The following is a 19,696-nucleotide window of genomic DNA, read 5'->3' as shown; positions in this document are numbered from 1 at the left end:
TTATCATGATATCATATCTGGGCCGCTTTTGCCAGTAGGTTTTGCGGGATGGGTCAGAGACGCGCCCAAAGGGCGCGAGGGTTCAGAGTGTTCAGAAGGTTCAAAAGGTTCAGAGGGTGGTGGTGGCGGCTTCGCCGCAGATTTTAAAGAAAAGGGGCGCGGCTGGCGCCGCGGGTTGTGTAGAAGGGTTATGTTCGCTTTCGCTCAGGGGGCGACAGCGCCTACGGCGCTGAGGGTGGCGGATTGCCCTGCGGGCAATGCTTATAAAGTCAGCGTTACGGGATTTACCTTTCTGTGTCATATGGCATAGTAAGCATTCTGGTGATTAGCCGCTGCGCGGCTCCCCCTTATCCGGCTGCGCCGGACTTTCCCCCATCCGGGGGACAGAATAAATTGCTCTATGCTTTCCTGCGGAGACATGGCTCCATGGCTAAGCATCCATAGTGCCCCCGCTTGCGGGGGGAAAAGTGGTGGCGCCAGCCACCAAAGGGGGAATGCATTTCCTCGCCCGTCAGGGCGGTTGTACGGTTTTCGCTGCCCCAGGCAGCGGTATATAAAACTCCCCTCTGAACCAGCCCGCTCTGTGGGCCGAACCCATCGTTCGGTGCGCAGCACATGAACGATAGAACCCGGGCGCCGAAGGCACCTGAACCCTCACGCCCCAAAAGGGCGTGTCCCTAAGAAGTCAGCGTTACGGATTTGGCTTTCTATGTCATAGGCCATGATAGGCATTCTGGTGATTAGCCGCTGCCCCCCTTTCAGCAAAGCATGGGACGCAAAAAAGGCTGCAGAGTTTTCTGTCTCTGCAGTCTTTTCCTTGTCAGTATTTATCGCCGTAGAGTTCTTTGTTTCTCTGGACGATGGCCATGATGCGGCTGGCCGTTTCTTCGATGGCCTTGTTGGATACGTCGATGACCATGCAGTGGAGCTGGCGCATGACTTCCTTGGCGTAGGAGAGTTCATCTTCTATGCGGGCAATGTCGGTGTAGTTGGCAGTGCCGGAGAAGCCCAGGGCTTTCATTCGTTCGCTCCGGATGGTATTGAGTTTGTAGGGGTCGATAATGAGGCCGATAATGCGGTAAGGCGGAATGTGGAAGATTTCTTCCGGCAGCGGCACTTCCGGTACCAGAGGAAGGTTGGCTACTTTGTATTTCTTGTGGGCCATGTACATGGACAGCGGTGTTTTGGAGGTACGGGACACGCCGATCAAAACCACATCGGCCTTGGAGAAGCCGGCAGGGTTTTTGCCGTCGTCGTATTTTACCGCAAATTCGATGGCTTCCACTTTGCGGAAGTATTCTTCATCCAGTTTATGGATAATTCCCGGTTTCATTCTGGGTTTGGTGCTGGAAATGGATCCCACCATGTCCATCATGGGTCCCAGGATATCCACATACCGTACGTTTTTTGCTTCTGCCATTTTTTCAAAGGTCTGGCGGAGTTCCGGGCTCACCAGGGTGTGGCAGACCACGGCGTGGTGCTGGGCTGCTTCTTCTATGACTTTCTGTATCTGTTCCGCATGGCGGATGAAGGGGACCCGCACAATGTCTATGTCTTCATCAAACTGGCTGATGGTGGCTTTGGCCACGCTTTCTGCCGTATCGCCCAGGGAATCAGAAACCACATAGACTTCCGGTATTTTATTCAAGGGCTTAGCCTCCTTATCTTCTGCCTTTTCCCAGTTCCAGGAAAAGGCGGGTAATATTGGTTTTGGAAATCCGGCCTTTCAGCTGGAATTTCCTTTCTCCCTCCACATCTCTGAAGGTGCCTACGGGCAGGCAGTCGATTTCGTAATCGATGAGTTTCTGTGCAATGGAAACCATGTCTTCGTCGGGCTCTGCGTAAATCATTTTGGAGCGGGATGTCATGACCATGGAAATGGGCACTTTGGCCAGGTCTTCCCGGCCCATGGCGGATTTCAAAAGGTCCTTCCGGGATACCACGCCCAGTACATCGTCTTCTTTTCCTACGAAGAGGGTGCCTATGTCTTCGGTGAAAAGAAGGACAGCGGCATCGTAGGCATTGGAATCGGCATTCACCAGGACGGGGCGGGACATACAGGCTTCGGCGGTGCAGGAGCGGATTTCTGCTGCTGCAGGGTCCTCTCCGCCGCCAAGGTAGTAGTAGCCCAGACGGCGTCTGGCAGCAATCACTTCTCCCGAGAGAAGGACTGCCAGGTCGCCGCGAAGGGCGCTTCTGGTCACGTGAAGCCGTTCTGCAATCATTTCACCGGTGATGGGGCCGTTTTCCCGCACAATGCGGGTAATTTCTTTCTGGCGGCTGGTGAGCTGCATGTTGACTCCTTTCTTTTCGCTGTAGTAAGAAGCCGGGGCTGCAGAGCAGCCCCGGCTTACAGAATATTCGTCATATTCGTCAGGCTGCGGAATCTGGCCTGATTACCAGTTGTAGTCTTCTACTTCTTTCAGACCTCTTCCGGTAGCAGCGTCCAGCATGAGTCTCTGTTCAATGCGGGCCACATTTCTCTTGGTGGCCTTCACCATATCCGGGTTGACGGATACGTAGTCGATGCCGCTCTTTACCAGGAATTCGGTGAAATCAGGATATACGGAAGGTGCCTGGCCGCAGATGGAAACGGTCTTGCCGTCTTTGTGGGCGGTGGCGATGAGGTGGCGGACAGCTCTCTTGATGGCCAGATTTCTTTCATCGAAGAGGGCGGACACGGTGTCGTTGTTTCTGTCGCAGCCCAGGATGAGCATGGTCAGGTCGTTGGAGCCGATGGAGTAGCCGTCGATGTACTGGTTGAACTGGTCAGCCAGAATGATGTTGGACGGGATTTCAGCCATGAGGAAGAGTTTGAAGTCCGGACCTCTTTCCAGTCCTTCTTCTTTCATGATGGCAGTGACTTTGGCTGCTTCTGCTACGGTGCGGCAGAAGGGGATCATGCAGTTCAGGTTCTTCAGGCCGTATTCTTCACGGACTTTCTTGACAGCTTTCAGTTCAAGACGGAAAGCTGCGGTGTACTTGGGATCGTAGTAGCGGGATGCGCCTCTCCAGCCCAGGAGGTCAGCCGGTTCTACCGGTTCGTATTTGTCGCCGCCTTTGAGGTTTCTGTATTCGCCGGACTTGAAGTCGGAGAAGCGGAGTACCACGGGCCGCGGAGCCAGGGCACGGCATACTTTGGAAATGCCTTCGGCCAGCATGTCGATGACTTTTTCCGGTTTGCCCTGTTCGATGAGGTAGAGCGGATGTTCATGGATGAAGGTGGTCCAGATGAATTCTTCACGCATCAGGCCGATGCCGTCGCAGGGGAGGCTTGCGTATTTGTCAGCCAGGTCCGGATCGCCCAGGTTCATCATGACGCCGGTGCCGGTGGGTGCGAAGTATTCAGCTGCCACAACGGTGGTGCCTGCTGCGCCGGCTGCCTGTTTCGGTTCGTCCTTCTTCACCAGGTCTTCTACAATGCCTTCATAGACTACGCCGTTCTGGGCATCAATGGTGATGTCCTGACCGGATTTCAGTACCTTGGTGGCTTCCACGCTGCGGCTCTTGGTGCCTACCACACAGGGGATGCCCAGTTCACGGGAAACGATGGATGCATGGCAGGTCATGCCGCCGGCATCAGTTACAATGGCAACAGCCTTCTTCATGGCCGGTACCCAGTCCGGGGAGGTCATGGTGGTAACGAGGACTTCGCCTTCCTGGAATTCATCAATATCTTTCGGATCTGTAATTACGTGGCATTTGCCTGCTGCCATTCCCGGGCTTGCAGGAAGACCTTTAACCAGTACCTTATGATCAGTTGTCATTTTCACTTCTCCATTTCCAGCTTTCTTTTCTTTATTCTTCTTGGACCATACAGTTTCCGGACGGGCCTGGAGGATCCAGATGCGGTCCTGGTGGTCTACAGCCCATTCCATATCCATGTAGCAGCCATAGTGTTTTTCAATGGCTTTGGCATAGCTTGCCAGTTTCACTACCTGGTCATCGGTGAGAGCCTGGGATTTAGCCAGCTCTTCGGGCACCTTTCTTTCTTCTACATCGCCGCCGGGCTTACGCACCAGTTCAATGGACTTTTCATTCACAATGCGGGATTTAATGGTAAGGTCTGCTTTGTTGACGATGAAATTATCCGGTGTCACAGTGCCCTGGACCACGTATTCCCCAAGGCCCCAGGAGCCTTCGATCATGACGCAGGAATCGTCGCCGTTGGCAATGTTCACGGTGAACATGACGCCGGCCACCTTGGAATCGGCCATCATCTGGACAGCAGCGGAAAGGGCTACATTTTCATGGTCGAAATGTTTCTTTGCGCGATAGTATACAGCACGGTCGGTAAAGGTGGATGCGTAGCATTCCTTCACCTTGCGGATTACCATGTCACGGCCGGTGACATTGAGGTAGGTATCCTGCTGGCCTGCAAAGGAAGCATCCGGCAGGTCTTCGGCAGTGGCGGAAGAGCGGACAGCCACATAGGGGTTTTCCTGGTCCACTTTTTTAGCCAGTTCTTCGTAAGCGTCGCCGATGGCTTTGGCCAGGTCTTCCGGCATTTCAGCGGAAACGATGCTTTCACGGATCTTGGTGCAGACTTCATGAAGTTCCACAGAATCTTCCACGTCTTTCAGATCCTGCAGCAGTTCATGGATCTTCTTGTTCTGTCCCGTGGTTTCCATGAAATAGCGGTATGCATGAGCTGTGGTAGCGTATCCGTAGGGAACGGGAACACCGGTGGAGGTGGTCAGTTCACCCAGGGAAGAAGACTTCCCGCCTACCAGTGCTACATCCTTTCTGTGCAGTTCATCAAACCATAAAACATAAGCATTTTCTCTTGCGTCCATCATAGCCCTCCTTAAGGTATGAAGATAAGAAATAAATAAGCTTGAATTTCTTGTACACTATTTCGCATCAGCAAATTTATAGTATACCTTTATACAACAAAAGTCAAGGTACTTTATGATACAAAGACAGCCTTTTTAGAAAAACAATGATATCCTTATGGGGCCACTGGGTGGCCCGGGTTCAGAGGGTTCAGAAGGTTCTGCCTGCCTTTGGCAGGCGGGTTCAAAGGGTGTGGTGGCGGCTCGCGCCGCAGATTTTAAAAAAAGGGGCGCGGCTTTGCCGCGGGTTGTGTAGAAGGGTTGCATCGCTCCGCTCAGGGGGCGACAGCGCCTGCGGCGCTGAAGGTGGCGGGTTGCCGCTCTGCGGCAATGCTTATAAAGTCAGCGTTACGGGATTTACTTTCAGTGTCATATGGCATAGTAAGCACTACGGTAATCAGCCACCTCCGGTGTCTTTTCCCCCCTTTGGTGCCTTACGGCACCACCTTCCCCCCGCTGAGCGGTGGGACAATAAAGATCCGCACGGCATATCAAACTCCCCTCTGAACCAGCCCGGAAGGCGAAGCCGTTCCCAGGCCGAACCCATCGGTCAGTGCGCAGCACATGACCGATAGAACCCGGGCGCCGAAAGGCGCCTGAACCCTCTTACTTTCGAGAATACACCACAGCACCGCTATGACGCGAAAAAAGCGCCCCCGGGAGGGCGCTTTTTGTATGTCACATAAGTCCGCGGATCAGAATGACCAGGATGAGGACGGGGAGGATGAACTGGAAATAGGGTTTCATCCAGCGGGGCATTTTCATGCCGCTCCCTTTATTGACTTCTTTGATGTAATTGTCAAAGCCCCAGCCGAAGCGGGTAACGCAGAAGAGGAGGTACACCAGGGCACCGCCGGGGAGGAGGAGATTGCTGACTAGGAAGTCTTCGCTGTCCAGCACGTCCCTGGCTCCGATGAAGTGCATGCCGGAGAGGACATTGTATCCCAGAACGCAGGGAATGGAGAAGAGGAATACAATGACAAGATTCACCAGTACCGATTTCTTCCTTGTCCATCCGAAATTATCCATGGCGCAGGCAATGAGGTTCTCAAATACTGCCGTCACCGTAGAGAAGCTGGCAAAGGTCATGAAGACGAAGAAGAGGGTGCCCCAGAGCCTGCCTGCGGTCATGTCGGTAAAGATTTTTGGCAGGGTAATGAAAATCAGGGAGGGGCCCTGGTCGGGATGCACGTTATAGGCAAAGCAGGCCGGGAAAATGATGAGGCCCGAAAGGAGGGCCACGAAGGTGTCCAGAGCTGTAATGCGCACCGCTTCACCGGTTAAGGTGAAGTCGTCGGTCATATAGCTGCCGAAGATTTCCAGGGCGCCGATGCCCAGAGACAGGGTGAAGAAGGCCTGGTTCATGGCCGCTGCTGCCACGTTGCCAAGACCCGCTTCCACGGCCCTGTCCCAGTCGGGAAGGAGGTAGAAGACCAGGCCCGGCTCTCCGCCTTTCAGGAACAGGCTGTGAAGGGCCAGCACCACAATGAGGATAAGGAGGCAGGACATCATGACCTTCGTAATCCGTTCCACCCCGTTGTGAAGGCCCAGTCCGCACACCAGGAACCCCAGGAATACGGTGAGAGCCATGAAGATGCCCATTTCCCAGGGACTTCCCAGCATGGCGGTAAAGACCTGCGGTATCTCATCCTGGGTCACGCTGCTGAAGGTGCCGGTGAGAAATTTCCAGAAATAGGCCACCATCCAGCCGGATACGGTGGTGTAGTACATCATGAGGAGGTAGCATCCAAGAACGCAGAACCAGCCATGAATGTGCCAGAAGCTTCCCGGTTTTTCAAGGCTCCTGTAGGCACCGACGGCGCTCTTCCTGCCGCCCCGGCCTACTGCCAGTTCCATGGTCATCACGGGGATGCCCATGAGAAGAAGGAAGCAGAGGTAAAAAAGGACAAATACGGCACCGCCGTATTCTCCAGTAATATAGGGGAATTTCCACACATTCCCTATGCCGATGGCACAGCCGGCACTGACCAGAAGGAAGCCCAGCCGGGATTTAAAACTATCTCGATTTTCCATACGTCTCTCCTTATCATTTGATATGTATAACAGGTATTATACATCGGCCGGGGTCATGGCGCCAGCGTCCGCACACGTCTTTGGCCGTGCCGGCACCCATGGAGCCGGGATGCCGTAAGACGGCTGCTTTTTCTTCCTTTTCGGAAATACAGCCAAAGGTCTTATATCATAACTCCCTTAAAATACTTTTCCACAAAAGGCACACGGGAAAGGCGGATGGTCTTTCCGGAGAGGTAGGAAAGGGCTCCCCCTTCTTCCGCGAAATCAAAGGTGGTCTTATAGGAGCAGAGAAGCTGGCGCCTTTCTTTTTTGTCCCGGTTCCATTCCTTGGAGCCGTACTTGTCATCGCCCAAAAGGGGATGGCCGGCGTGGGCCATCTGGCAGCGTATCTGGTGGGTGCGTCCGGTGAGGAGATGGCATTCCACCAGAGAAAGGCCCTGGCGGAAGGATTTCACTTCATATTCCGTCACCGCCGTTTTGGAGCCCTTCACCGGATGGTCCACCACGTAGACCCGGTTCTTTCTGGCATCCTTGAAAAGCTGGTCCTCCAGACGCCCTTTGGGTGGCGTCATCCGCCCTTCTGCCACGCAGAGGTAGGATTTCCTGATTTTCCTTTCCCGGATCAGCCGGTCCAGCAGGTCCCTGTCCTCTCTCTTTTTAGCCAGAAGAAGGATGCCGCTGGTATTGAAATCAATGCGGTGCACCGGGAAGGCCGCCGTTTCTCCCCTTTCCGCCAGAAGACAGTTCACCCGGTCCAGCATGGTGTCTTTTGTTTTTCCTGTCACATCCAGGGAAAGAAGGCCTGCCGGCTTATTGACCGCCAGGATATGGTCATCCTCATAGATAATATCCGGCGGCGGCAGAGGCCTTTTCTCATCCAGCACAAAGGAGCGGAGCCTGTCCCCCTCCTTAAGCCGGTAAGAAGGCTCTTCCCTTTTCCCGTTCACTTTGATTTTTTTCGTGCGCAGGGCTTTCATAAAAAAAGACCGGCTCCAGCCCTTTCTTTCCATAAGAAAGGCGTCCAGCCTCTTCCCGGCTTCCCCGGCCCTGATGGTCCATTCTTCCATAGATTATCTCCTGTTACTGCCGCCGGTCACGCCATGGGGCCTGCCGTCCCTTTCCCGGATGCCCCGCAGGGTCAGTTCCCGGATGGCACGGTAAACAAGGCGGTCATGTTCGCCAGCTATGTCAAAGGCACCGCACATGGCCTGGGACAGGGATATCATCAGCGGCCTGTACTGCTCCTTGTCTATGATAATTTCAACTTTTCCCTTGTCCTTTTCAATGACCTGGATTAAGGCATTCTGTTTTTCTTCCATCATTTCCCCCGGAAACCGATTTATCTTCCATCTTCCCTGTAGGACCTGGCCAGCACGGAAAGAAAAGCATCCACGTCCTGTACATGGTCTTCGGGAATCCCCTGCAGAGAGCAGAGAGCCGCCGTGAGCAGCGCCTTTGTTTCCTTCCTTGTTCCGTCGGAATGAAGGGTGAGCCCCTCTTCATCCATGGTGATGGCTATGGAAATCCGATTCTTCCAATTTTCCATGGTCTCCCTCCCTGCAAAGATTTATATTATATCACACCATTTATGCTACACGATAGAGAGAATAAAGGCAATACTTTGGGGACCACTCTGCAGCGCCGGTGCAGTTTGGACACGCCCTTGGGGTGAGGGTTGTGGTGGCGGCTTCGCCGCAGTTTTATAGTGCCGCCTTTCAGGCGGCCCCCCTTCCACCGCTTCACGGTCCCCCTCCCCCGATGGAAAGGTGTTGGCACCAGCTGCCAAAGGGGAATGCATTGCCTCGAGCGTAGCGAGGTCGGCCTGATTTCCCTCGGGCGAAGCCCGGTTGTTAGGTTTTATCATAAGAGGGCGCCTTCTATAAATTTAGAGGCGCCACCACAACCCTCGCGCCGTAGGCGCGTCAAACCTAAGAACCCTCGAGGCGATAGCCCCGTCAAACTTTAGAACCCTCAAGCCTGTCAGGGCTTGTCCGTAAGGCGGTTGTATGGTTTTCGCTGCCCCAGGCAGCGGTATATAAAACTCCCCTCTGAACCAGCCCGCTCTGTGGGTTGAACCCATCGTTCGGTGCGCAGCACACGAACGATAGAACCCGGGCGCCGAAAGGCGCCTGAATCCACAGCGGGGCCCAGTACGCCAGCTCATTCATACAATAATCACATATGTATCATGAAATTCTCCTATTTTTATTATATCTTCTCCGGGGCTATACTACAGACAGGAAGAATGTTTCCTCTTATCCTCCGGTGAAATGCGGAATTTATCCGGTAAGATGCAAAATATAATCTTTAGGCTATCATAGATATTTTTTATTAGATTTATTCTATGCGTTTTCTTTATAATAAAATCAGAACATGGCATACAGTTTTTGGGCAGTACGGGAGGTTTGCTATGAATAACAAAGAGTACATGGAATACGAAGGATACCGGGTCATTGAAGCGGCGCTTCTTTCCTATACTTCCCCTGCCGGCAGCCTGCTGTCTGCCGCCGGACCTGTAGACCACGGCCTGGTATGGGACTACATTCTCTTTCGCCTCTACCTGGCTGAAAAGGCTATCCGCCGTTTCCCCAGCGGCTTTGGCTGCATGGATGAAATGGCCAGCGGCCTTCGGGAAGGGCTGTCCCACCTTCCCCTTACTCTTCGCACGTTGTCTCTTTTGAAGAATCTGGAAGGGTCTTCCCTGATTCTGGGCATAGGGTCCCTGCCGGATGAAGGAAAGGTGAAGCAGCGGTTTCATGAATTTCATGAGCTGGAAAGAGCCTGCAGCGGTTCCATGGAAAAAATGGTGGCTGCCCTGGCTTCCCTTTCCGGATGCCGGGCCGATGGGAAACTGATTTCCTACCTTTCTGCTGAAACGAAGGCTTTCCTTTCCCACCTGTCCGTGAAACTTTCCTCCCTTACGCCCTGCCGCATCTGCCAGGGGGCCAGAAAATTCACCCCTTCCCTTCCTGCTTTTGCAGAAGAAGCGGGGGAAAATTCCTCTCTTTTCGCCCTGCTCACCGGCCTGGCCCTGAGCTGTCTGGTGATGCTCCTGTAAATCCACTATCCAAAACGAAACGCCTGGAGTACAATGAGATCATAGGAAATAAAGAAGCATGGATTCTGAAGGATCCATGCTTCTCTGATAGAAAGGGAGGTCTCTTTAATGGATATGACGGAATACCTGGAAAATATGGGCATCACCATATGCCAGCGGGCCTTCTTTTCCTACATGGCCAAGCCCCAGGGCAGCTACGGGCTCCATATGATTTTCCGTCTGTTCCTGAAAAAGAAAAGGATCATCATGCTGGAACGGGACCGGGCAGGCTGGTGCCGCTTCCTTGCCGATTACGCAGTGCTTCGCCTCTATATCGCCCGATTCGTGCTGAAGGACTTTGCCCGGGACTACCCTCCCCTTTTGAGCATATACGCCGGTTTCGACAGGGTGGAGAAGGATTTCCCGGAGTTTCTGAAAAAAGAAGCGGACCCCGGAAGGGGCGTAGGTGACATATCCCTCCTGCCGGACAATCTTCCCTTCCTTTATTCCGAAGAAAAAATCAAAGCCTGCCACGAGCTCTTTGACCATATGGCGGCCAAGGCGGAAAGGAAGCTGGACAATCCCGATGAAATTTTAAAGAGCCTCATCACCGAAAGTCTTTCCTATCTCTGTACCCGGGACAAGGCACCGCTGTACACGCCGGTATTCTGGTTCTTTTCCAAGGAAACCCTGGCCTATGCCCAGTACCTGTCAGAACTTTACAAAGGTCTCATTCCGGAAAGCCATTATGAAAATCTCCATGCCCGCCCCTACCAGGAAGTGGAGCGGGAGGAGGATACCTTCTACACCGACTACCGCCTGCCGGCCTATATCCTCTTCTTCCTGGCAGGGCTTATTTTCCTGGTACTGGCCAAGGCGTGAGGGGGGCCGCGCCTGTTGGGCGCGAAGGGGCACGGCTCCGCCGTGGGTTGTGTAGAAAGGTTGTGGAAAAAGGTTCTTAAGTTTGACCGGCCCAATGGGCCGGAGGATTCGTAAGTTTGATGAGCCCTGTGGGCCCAAGGGTTGTGGTATCGCCCATGGGGCCACTGGGTGGCCCGGGTTCAGAGGGCTACGCCCGTGGACACGCCCTGCGGGCGTGAGGGTTGACGGGCCTTTGGCCCGAGGGTTATGGCCGCCTAATGGCGGCAGGTTGTGTTCGCTTTCGCTCAGGGGGGCAGGGAGAAAGGTTCTTAGGATTGACCGGCCCTTGGCCGGAAGGTTCTTAAGTTTGACGGGGCCTTTGGCCCCGAGGGTTGTGGTATCGCCCTCTTGGGCGATGAGTATAAAGTCAGCGTTACGTGCTTCGCCTTTCTTTCATATCGCAAAAACCTTCTGGACTTCAAACAGCCTGACAGCCATCAGTCAGCGGACAGCGGATAGCGGATAGCGGATAGCAGACATTGGGCACGCCTGCGAACGGTCAGCCGACAAGAGGAAGACACCTCTAATTTTCTCGTTTCCCCTTGAGGTGGCAAGGGAACTGGATTCATAGGGGAGAGAAGCGACCCGCGAATCCAGTGACACGCTTCCCTGTGGGTGAAGTGCCACGAAGTGGCAAAAGGGTGTACGTGGGTAAGAATGACAATGTTGCTCCAATACCATTCTACGCAGGGCCAACTTCGGCTGACTTGCGCATTCTATGCAGAATGCGCACATGAGGGTTCAGAGGGTGTGGTGACGGCTCGCGCCGCAAATATAAAAAGGGCGCCGAAAGGCGCCTGAACCCTCTTACTTTCGGGAATACAGCCCGCCCTCCAATTTGACACTAAAAAACGCCCCTTTCGGAGCGTTTTTTTTAGTGGATATCAGAATACATCCTTGATTACGATAGTCTGTTCACGGCTGGGACCTACGGACACGATGCCGATGGGCACGCCGATGAGTTTGGAAATGCCTTCCAGGTATTCCTTGCAGAGAGCCGGGAGTTCGTCGTAGCTGCGGATGTCGGAAATCTTCTGTTTCCAGCCTTTGAAGGTCTTGTATACAGGAGTAATCTTTTCCAGGAAATTCAGGTCAGCCGGATATTCTTCCACTTCTTTGCCTTCGTATTCATAGCCTGTGCAGACCTTGATTTCTTCCATGTCATCCAGAATGTCCAGTCTGGTAATGGCCAGGTAGTCGAAGGAGTTCAGGGCAGCAGCGTAACGGACAGCACGGGTGTCCAGCCAGCCTACACGGCGGGGACGGCCGGTGACGGTGCCGAATTCGTGAGCCGTATTTCTGATGTAGTCTCCGGTCTCATCCAGAAGTTCCGTGGGGAACGGGCCCTGGCCTACGCGGGTGCTGTAGGCTTTCACTACGCCGAAAATGTTCTGCATCATATGAGGTCCGATGCCGGCGCCGATGCAGGCACCGCCAGCGGTAGGATGGGAAGAGGTAACAAAGGGATAGGTACCGTTGTCGCAGTCCAGCATGGAAGCCTGGGCGCCTTCAAAGAGTACGTTCTTGCCTTCCTTCACCAGGGTCTGCACGGTGTAGTTCGTATCCTTTACATAGGGACGGAGCTTTTCCGCATAGCCCAGGTAGTCGTCCAGCATGGTTTCATAATCAAAGCCTTCCATGCCGTAGAGCTTTTCCAGCAGCATATTCTTCTGGGCCACATTGTATTTCAGCTTTTCTGCAAAGGTTTCCTTATCCATAAGGTCGCACATGCGGATGCCGATGCGGTTGATCTTATCTGCATAGCAGGGTCCGATGCCGTTCTTGGTGGTGCCGATCTTGCGGCTTCCCTTCCTTGCTTCTTCCGCTTCATCGAGACGGATATGGTAGGGGAAAACCACCTGGGCACGGGTAGAAATCTGGAGATGGCGGGCATCGATTCCCTGGTCTTCCAGCCGTTTCATTTCTTCCAGAAGGCTCTTGGGATCCACCACTACGCCGGTGCCGATAATGCAGATGGTGCCGGGATACATGATACCACTTGGCATAAGGCGGAGAGGATATGCCTTGCCGCCGGTGACTACTGTGTGGCCTGCGTTGTTCCCGCCCTGGGAACGAACCACCACGTCTGCCTTTGCGGCCAGATAATCTACAATCTTGCCTTTGCCTTCATCGCCCCACTGGGCACCAATTACCATTGCTGTTGCCATTATTCATTCTTCCTTCCTGAATCGGAATTCCCATCCCAGGTGATGGGAAAATTTACATGTACGCTTTTTTCGCACAATTACGCCTATATTATACCATCTCCATGGAAATGGGGCAAAGTGATGGGCTGCCGGATTCAATGGGTTCGTAGGGTTCATAGGATGGTGGACTGCCCTTTGGGCGTGAAGGTTCTTAAGATGGACCGGCCCTATGGGCCGGAGGGTTCGTAAGTTTGACGGCCCTTCGGCCCCGAGGGTTGTGGTGGCGGCTTCGCCGCAGATTATAAAAAAGGGGCGCGGCTGGCGCCTTTGGACACACCTTCGGTGTGAGGGTTCAGAGGGTTCAGAAGGTTCAAAGGGTTCAAAGGGTTCAAAGGGTTCAAAGGGTTCAAAGGGTTCAAAGGGTTCAAAGGGTTCAAAGGGTTCAAAGGGTGGCGGTATCGCCCTTTCGGGCGATGAGTATGAAGTCAGCGTTACGGATTCACCTTTCTGTGTCATATGGCATAGTAAGCATTCTGGTGATTAGCCGCTGCGCGGCTCCCCCTTATCCGGCTGCGCCGGACTTTCTCCACGGGAAAGCGTGTCACACGATTCTCAGGTCGCTTTGCTCCCTTACGAATCGTGTTCCCTTGCCACCCCATCCGGGGGACAGAATAAATCGCTCTATGCTTTCCTGCAGAGACATGGCTCCATGGCTAAGCATCCATAGTCCCACCACGAAGTGGGGGGAAAGTGGTGGCGCCAGCCACCAAAGGGGGAATCTCCCACGCCCGCCAGGGCGGTTGGCCTGTTTTCCTCGGGCGAAGCCCGGTTGTCCGGTTTTCGCCGCCAAAGGCGGCATTTATACTAGCGCCCTTGGGGGCGCCAACCTCGCCAGCGCAGCGATACTATATAACTCCCGAGGGCGAGAGCCCGGAGCCCGCCTGTAAGGCGAAGCCGATCACAGGCAGAACCCTGGCAGCCCAGGGCCGAAAGGCCCGGCGGCTGGCTCAACCCTCACGCCCGTAAGGGCGTGTCAACCTTCGGGAATACTGGAAAGCGCCGCCAGTGACGCAAAAAACTCCACCGCCAGGGTGGAGTTTTTCTTATTCTGCTACAACCGATACGTGGACGGTGCTGGTCACCTGCTGGTGTACCCATACTTCCACATCATATTCGCCCAGGGTCTTGATGGGGCTCTTCAGGCGGATATTTTTCTTTTCCAGCTTGAATTTATACTGTTTTTCCAGAGCTTCGCTGATGTCCTTGCCGGTGACGGAGCCGAAAATTCTTCCGTCCTCGCCGCACTGGACCTTGATGACCACTTTCACTTTTTTCAGCTGGGCTGCCATGATGACTGCCTCATCAGCGGCTACCTGGTCCTTGAATACCTTGGATTCCTGACGCTGGGCTGCCGTATTGAGGTTGGCCTTGGTCCCTTCTACGCCCAGGCCTTTGCGGATGAGCACATTGCGGCCGTAGCCGTCGGAGACTTCTACTACGTCTCCTTTTTTACCCATTTTTTTGACATCCTGTAAGAGTACGACTTTCATTCTTTTTCCTCCTTTATTTGTTTGCGGACCTGTGCAATAATCACTTTCTCCGCACTTTCTTTATTTCCCTCTTTCCCCAGCTGGGCGCCGGCAACGGTCAGGTGACCGCCGCCGCCCAGAGCTTCCATGACGATCTGTACATTGACAGAGCCGTCGGAGCGGGCGGAAAGACAGAGTCCCTTATCGGTTTGGTAAAACAGGAAGCTAGCCCGGATTTCCTTGATGGTGACCAGGTAGTCTGCCACCTGGCCTGCCAGAATCTGGGCTTCTTCCACATGATCCGGGCAGGAGGCAATGGCAATGGTGCCGTCTACGAGCTGCATGCCTGCCAGGATTTCCGCCTTGCACTTGATACTGCTGATATCTTCTTCAAAGAGGCGGTGTACCAGCTTCGTATCGGCGCCGCAGCGGCGCAGGAAGCTGGCTGCGTCGAAGGTACGGACGCTGGTCTGTACGGCAAAGTTCTTGGTATCCACCACAATGCCTGCATAGAGGCAGGACGCTTCCAGTTCATTCATTTCCTCTTCGCCGCCGTAGTACTGTACCAGTTCGCTCACCAGTTCAGAAGCTGACGAAGCAGAAGGTTCCATATAGGTGAGAAGGGTGCCTGTAATCATGGAGCTGGCTCTCCGGTGGTGATCGATGACCACCTTTTTCTTGGCCTTTTTCAGCACTTCCGGCGCTGCAGCCAGTTCCGGTACATGGGTATCCACCACGATAACCACCGTTTTATCTGTCACCATGCCTTTGGCCTGGCCCTCATCGATAAGGAGCCCTTCCGCCACGCCGCTTCCTTCGATGGCTTCCACCATTTTGCGGCAGGTGTCCCTTTCTTTCGAAAGGACGATATGGGTTTCCTTATGGGAAGACCGGGCCAGATGGGAAACGCCCACGGCTGCGCCCAGGGCATCGAAGTCTTCGTGGGCATGGCCCATGATGAGCACCATATCGGCGCCGTCGATGATTTCCTTCAGCGCCTGGGCTACCACCCTCACCCTGACACGAGTGGAGCTGACGGCTGTAGGCGATTTACCGCCAAAAGCCTTCACATCCTTGCCGATGCGGACAATGGCCTGGTCCCCGCCCCGGCCCAGGGCCAGGTCCAGCGATACCTGGGCTTCCTCGAACTGCCTTGCGAAGCTGTCTTCGCTCTGCACCACGCCGATAGACAGGGTGACAGGAATGCGGTTCACCGTATGGATTTCCCGGACCCTGTCGAGGATATCAAAATTCTCCTCCATCATATCTGCCAGAGCCTTCTGGGAAATACAGGTCACAAAGTCGGTGGTGGAGTACTGCTTGATAAATCCGTCACGGCTGGAAAAATAGGAAAGCACCCTTTCCGTCACATCAGAGAGAAGGGCCGACTTTTCCATATCCGTCATATCTGCTGTCACTTCCGACACGTTATCGATGCGGATAATGCCGAATACCGGCCGGGCTTCGGTACATTCCTTCACCGCCACTTCCACATCGGTGCGGTCCATGAAGTAGAAAACCATGAAAGGCGACTGGGTGCCGCCGCCGATATCCACGTCGATAAACTTGTGAAATACCCGGAAGAACGTACCTCCCGCATGGCAGTCAAACCAGCCGGTTTTCCCCCATATTTTGGAAATCTTCTGGCCAGTCACCAGATTCTGGAAACGCACCCCTTCCTGGGCATCCTTCCCTATCCAGTTCTTAAATACATTATTGGCCCACACAAGCTCCTTTTTTTCATCCATCATGGCAATGCCCACAGGCAGATTCTTCACGGCATACACCGTGCCTGCCGATACGCCGGCGGACAAATCGTCCAGATAGCGGGACAGCTTTTTCTCCTGATAGAAATCACATCGCTTAATATACACGATGCAGCCTGCAATGATGATGAAAAGAAGAAGTCCCAGCTGCCAGTTCTGGGTAGAGAGCATAACCACTGCAATCAGCAGCAGCGCCAGCATAATACGGGATGTCTTTTTATACACCCAGATATCATTCAGCATTTTCTTCTTGTAACCTCGATTTCTGAAAACCGGTTCTATGCTGCCGGCTTTTGCCGGCCTACTCTAATCCTACTCGAAATAAGAGATGAATGCAAATGTATGTGTATGGACACGCCTTCGGCGTGAGGGTTCATTGGACACACCTTCGGTGTGAGGGTTCTTAAGATGGACCGGCCTGACGGCCGGAGGGTTCTTAAGTTTGACGGGGCCTTTGGCCCCGAGGGTTGTGGTATCGCCCTCTTGGGCGATGAGTATGAAGTCAGCGTTACGGGATTGGCTTTCTGTGTCGTATGGCTTGGTAAACAGTCTGCTGAATGATCTGCCTGCGGCAGATATACCCTCTATCCGGCTGCGCCAGCCGCGCCCCCTTTTTTATAATCTGCGGCGTCAGCCGCCACCGCCACCCTCTGAACCCTTTGAACCTTCTGAACCTTTTAAACCCGGGCCACAGAGTGGCCCATACAGCCGCCGCTCCTGTCTCTACTGGTAATTCCGCTTCTTCCTGTAACTGGCAGCCATGTCCGCAATGCCCAGGAACACCGCAAACATCTGGATAACACCAATGAAAGCAGAAAGGATCATAATGAACAGCCGGAGCGGTTTCATGAAGGGATAGCGGTGAGGCATCCACCAGAGCACCGACAGCCCCTGGAGCCAGAAAATGGAAACGCAGAGGGTGCCCAGATTATAAGCCACATAGGACACCTGCTCCTGATCCTTGAAGAAATACTGGGCTGCCAGCACCAAAAGGTAAAGGGCCAAAGTGCCCTTCGGAAATTCCCACCGTTCAAAAGGAGGAAGATGGGGAATATCGGTAATGCCCATTTTCTTGAACACATGAGCTCCCAGGGTCATGGAAGCCCAGGAGTAGAAAACAGAAACAGCCACCAGCGTATAGGGCACCGATTTTTCCATGGCATCCATGAGGAACTCCACCTTTTCCTTCGCCTGGTCCAGGGCCTCGCCGCTGTAGAAGGAGGGCAGCGTTTCCAGCATGCTGTCCCTGATCTGGGAAAGGCCTTCGCTGCCAAAAATCAGGCTGGGGAGCCCCAGGAGATAGAGGGTGGCCATGCCTTCCGCCACCAGGGCCAGAAGAACCACCACGGCGCCCGCAATCAGCGTCTTGGCGGCAGACACCTTAAACCGGTAGCATATCCCCATGGTGACCCCCAGAAGGCCGAAGATGGCACACACAAAAGCGGCGGACACCACGCCGAAAAAGGTGGAGTCCAGCACCAGCACGCCGGTGGTTACCACAATGGACCATTTCACGCCTTCTTTCATGCCCAGATAGGCAATGGGAAGGGGAATCAGAAGAAAAACTACGGTAGAAAGAAGGGGCATGTAAAACCCCAGAAGGGAAAGCACCACTACCAGCGCCGTACACATGCCGGCCCGCACAATGGCATGATTGTCTCCGGAAATCCGATCGTTCATATAAAACTCCTTCATAAATATGATGATATAGATATTATATTTTACCACATTTAGATAAGTTCATGCAGAACCCCCCAATCCCCGGGCTTGGGGAGCCTCCTCTTCCCCTGAGGCAAAGGGGATGGAAAAGCGGCAGGGCCTTAGGGAAGCACTGATTCATTCGCAGAATCGAATTTCATATGTATTTTTATCCAATGCTGCGTCATAAGCCTCCTTAAATAACTCGCTATTCGCGTCGACTTATTCCTTGCATTGAATAAAAATGCAAGAACGAAATCCGATAACGATTTAATCAGCGCTTCCTTAGAAAAGGATGCTCCATATGTCCCGTTCCCACTAAAAAAGACGCCGGAAAGGCGTCCTTTGACGGTCCCACGGGCACAGCGCAGTCCCTTTTTTCCCCATGTCCCTTCTTTCGCAGCATAGCTGCCACGGATTGGATTTCTTCTGCCCTTTTCTTTCCATGCCCGCTCAGGAAATCCTGTAAAATCCCGATTCTTTCTCTACCGCTGCTTTCTTCCCTTATCTCTGGAAGTCTGTTTTGTCCTTTTCCTCCGCCCTCTTTGTATCGGCCGGTTTCTTCTTCTCTTTTCTTCCGATTTCCTCATCGGTATAGGAAATGGGAAGCAGCTGTGCTTCCTCAGCAGCGCAGGTAAAATGATGTTCGCTCCAGTCTCCCAGTCCAATGAGCAGCAGCACCAGCAGCAGTATGATTTTCGTTTTCATGTCATCTTCCTCTCCTTTCAGATGTCTTGTCATAAGGCTTTATGAAACAGGGAAACCCAAAGGCAGCAGGCCGCCATCGGTGCCCCTATCCGCCCTATCAGGATGGAAAGCTGCCGTCATGGATTACCTGTCTGCCAGCGCTTCCTTACAGAAACGGAGAAATGCCTTCACCGCCGGCGTGCGGGGCACATCCCTCTTCCAGGCAATGGCGGTCTGGATGCGCCGCTCCGGATATAAAGGAATAAACTTCAGTTTCTTCTCGTCGTACATGGGCACGGCCCCTTCGGTAGACAGGGCGCAGAAGCCTGATGCTTCCACGAAGAGTCCCGCATTGCCGCCCAGATTCTCTGTCACCGGGACGGTCATACTCTGGAACTCCTCCCCCAGCCAGCTGATGATTTCCTTTTTCAGCTTTTTTCTGCTGGGAAGAATCAGTGCCCGCCCGTGAAGATCAGAAGGCTTGATATGGTCTTTGGATGCGAGCACATCATCTGTCCGCAGGTAGACTCCCCACCGGGCATCCGGCCCCACAGGTATATAATCAAAGGCTTCTGTATCAAAAGGGCAGACCAGAATGGCCGCATCAATCAGGCCATGATTCATCCGTTCATCAATTTCATCGGTAGTCCCGGTGAAATAGTTGAACCGGACAAAGGGATGCTGTTTTTGAAATGCAAAAATGAGAGAGGCAAAACGCTCCGTCACCATCAGCTCTCCGCCGCCCACCATGATGCAGCCTCTCAGCTTTTTTTTCGCTGGAAGAGAGTTCTTCTTCCGTCTTTTCCATGAGTTCCATCATTTCCTCCGCCCTTCTCCGAAGAAGATGACCCTCCTCTGTCAGAACGAGCCGGCGGTTTCCCCTTTCAAAAAGGTGAACGCCCGTCTCTTCTTCCAGTTCTGCGATCTGCCTTGACAGGGTGGGCTGGGTGATGTGGAGGCTTTGGGCCGCTTTGGTCATACTTCCCAGCCGGGCTGTCATCAGGAAATATTTCAATACACGAAATTCCATTTTTCTATCCCT

16 protein-coding genes are annotated in these 19,696 nt (G+C 53.6%); 2 read left to right on the top strand and 14 right to left on the bottom strand.

The window, feature by feature from the left end:
• Positions 1-820 precede the first annotated feature (820 nt).
• The 7 genes from HMPREF9453_RS06585 to HMPREF9453_RS06555 all read right to left on the bottom strand — a co-directional run bounded on the left by HMPREF9453_RS06585 (position 821) and on the right by HMPREF9453_RS06555 (position 8,415).
• Positions 821-1,648: a pyruvate, water dikinase regulatory protein gene (locus tag HMPREF9453_RS06585; protein ID WP_008859782.1), complete on the bottom strand. Its 828-nt coding sequence runs from the start codon at positions 1,646-1,648 to the stop codon at positions 821-823.
• 13 nt (positions 1,649-1,661) lie between these two features.
• Positions 1,662-2,294 (bottom strand): helix-turn-helix transcriptional regulator, encoded by a 633-nt coding sequence (locus HMPREF9453_RS06580; RefSeq protein WP_008859781.1) that lies wholly within the window; start codon positions 2,292-2,294, stop codon positions 1,662-1,664.
• Positions 2,295-2,396: 102 nt separating this feature from the next.
• On the bottom strand, positions 2,397-4,799 hold the full coding sequence (ppsA, locus tag HMPREF9453_RS06575) for a phosphoenolpyruvate synthase (protein WP_198004148.1): 2,403 nt from the start codon (positions 4,797-4,799) through the stop codon (positions 2,397-2,399).
• A 714-nt stretch (positions 4,800-5,513) separates the two neighbouring features.
• A complete protein-coding gene (locus tag HMPREF9453_RS06570; RefSeq protein ID WP_008859778.1) occupies positions 5,514-6,869 on the bottom strand; it encodes a sodium-dependent transporter in 1,356 nt (451 codons plus the stop codon).
• 161 nt (positions 6,870-7,030) lie between these two features.
• Positions 7,031-7,936: an RluA family pseudouridine synthase gene (locus HMPREF9453_RS06565; RefSeq protein WP_008859777.1), complete on the bottom strand. Its 906-nt coding sequence runs from the start codon at positions 7,934-7,936 to the stop codon at positions 7,031-7,033.
• A 3-nt stretch (positions 7,937-7,939) separates the two neighbouring features.
• Entirely contained in the window at positions 7,940-8,191 is a 252-nt protein-coding gene (locus tag HMPREF9453_RS06560) for a hypothetical protein (protein ID WP_040380124.1), read from the bottom strand.
• 17 nt (positions 8,192-8,208) lie between these two features.
• Positions 8,209-8,415: a hypothetical protein gene (locus tag HMPREF9453_RS06555; RefSeq protein WP_008859775.1), complete on the bottom strand. Its 207-nt coding sequence runs from the start codon at positions 8,413-8,415 to the stop codon at positions 8,209-8,211.
• 864 nt (positions 8,416-9,279) lie between these two features.
• Here HMPREF9453_RS06555 and HMPREF9453_RS06540 point away from each other — a divergent pair.
• Both HMPREF9453_RS06540 and HMPREF9453_RS06535 read left to right on the top strand, forming a co-directional pair.
• Positions 9,280-9,927 carry a hypothetical protein gene (locus tag HMPREF9453_RS06540; protein ID WP_008859773.1) on the top strand — a complete coding sequence of 216 codons (648 nt, stop codon included), beginning with the start codon at positions 9,280-9,282 and terminating at the stop codon, positions 9,925-9,927.
• A gap of 108 nt (positions 9,928-10,035) precedes the next feature.
• Positions 10,036-10,788 (top strand): hypothetical protein, encoded by a 753-nt coding sequence (locus HMPREF9453_RS06535; protein WP_008859772.1) that lies wholly within the window; start codon positions 10,036-10,038, stop codon positions 10,786-10,788.
• Between the two features lie 923 nt (positions 10,789-11,711).
• Here HMPREF9453_RS06535 and HMPREF9453_RS06530 read toward each other — a convergent pair.
• From HMPREF9453_RS06530 to HMPREF9453_RS12405, 7 genes are all read right to left on the bottom strand, one after another.
• Positions 11,712-12,995 (bottom strand): adenylosuccinate synthase, encoded by a 1,284-nt coding sequence (locus HMPREF9453_RS06530; protein WP_008859771.1) that lies wholly within the window; start codon positions 12,993-12,995, stop codon positions 11,712-11,714.
• Positions 12,996-14,077: 1,082 nt separating this feature from the next.
• Complete coding sequence (gene rplI / locus HMPREF9453_RS06520) at positions 14,078-14,524, bottom strand: 50S ribosomal protein L9 (RefSeq protein ID WP_008859769.1); 447 nt, start codon at positions 14,522-14,524, stop codon at positions 14,078-14,080.
• The gene (locus tag HMPREF9453_RS06515; protein ID WP_008859768.1) at positions 14,521-16,512 is read right to left on the bottom strand and encodes a DHH family phosphoesterase; all 1,992 of its coding nucleotides are present in this window, start codon (positions 16,510-16,512) and stop codon (positions 14,521-14,523) included. Before HMPREF9453_RS06515 ends, rplI begins: the two co-directional genes overlap by 4 nt.
• A 480-nt stretch (positions 16,513-16,992) precedes the next feature.
• Complete coding sequence (locus HMPREF9453_RS06510; protein ID WP_008859766.1) at positions 16,993-17,949, bottom strand: YybS family protein; 957 nt, start codon at positions 17,947-17,949, stop codon at positions 16,993-16,995.
• A gap of 522 nt (positions 17,950-18,471) precedes the next feature.
• Positions 18,472-18,708, bottom strand: coding sequence for a hypothetical protein (locus tag HMPREF9453_RS06505; protein ID WP_222859643.1), 237 nt, complete (start codon positions 18,706-18,708; stop codon positions 18,472-18,474).
• A 90-nt stretch (positions 18,709-18,798) separates the two neighbouring features.
• Positions 18,799-19,407: a LysR family transcriptional regulator substrate-binding protein gene (locus tag HMPREF9453_RS06500; protein WP_262359550.1), complete on the bottom strand. Its 609-nt coding sequence runs from the start codon at positions 19,405-19,407 to the stop codon at positions 18,799-18,801.
• Complete coding sequence (locus HMPREF9453_RS12405) at positions 19,292-19,684, bottom strand: LysR family transcriptional regulator (RefSeq protein WP_083827269.1); 393 nt, start codon at positions 19,682-19,684, stop codon at positions 19,292-19,294. Before HMPREF9453_RS12405 ends, HMPREF9453_RS06500 begins: the two co-directional genes overlap by 116 nt.
• Positions 19,685-19,696: the final 12 nt, after the last annotated feature.

Source organism: Dialister succinatiphilus YIT 11850 (genome assembly GCF_000242435.1).
GTDB classification, from domain to species: domain Bacteria; phylum Bacillota; class Negativicutes; order Veillonellales; family Dialisteraceae; genus Dialister; species Dialister succinatiphilus.
This window is presented reverse-complemented; position numbering and strand designations above follow the sequence as displayed.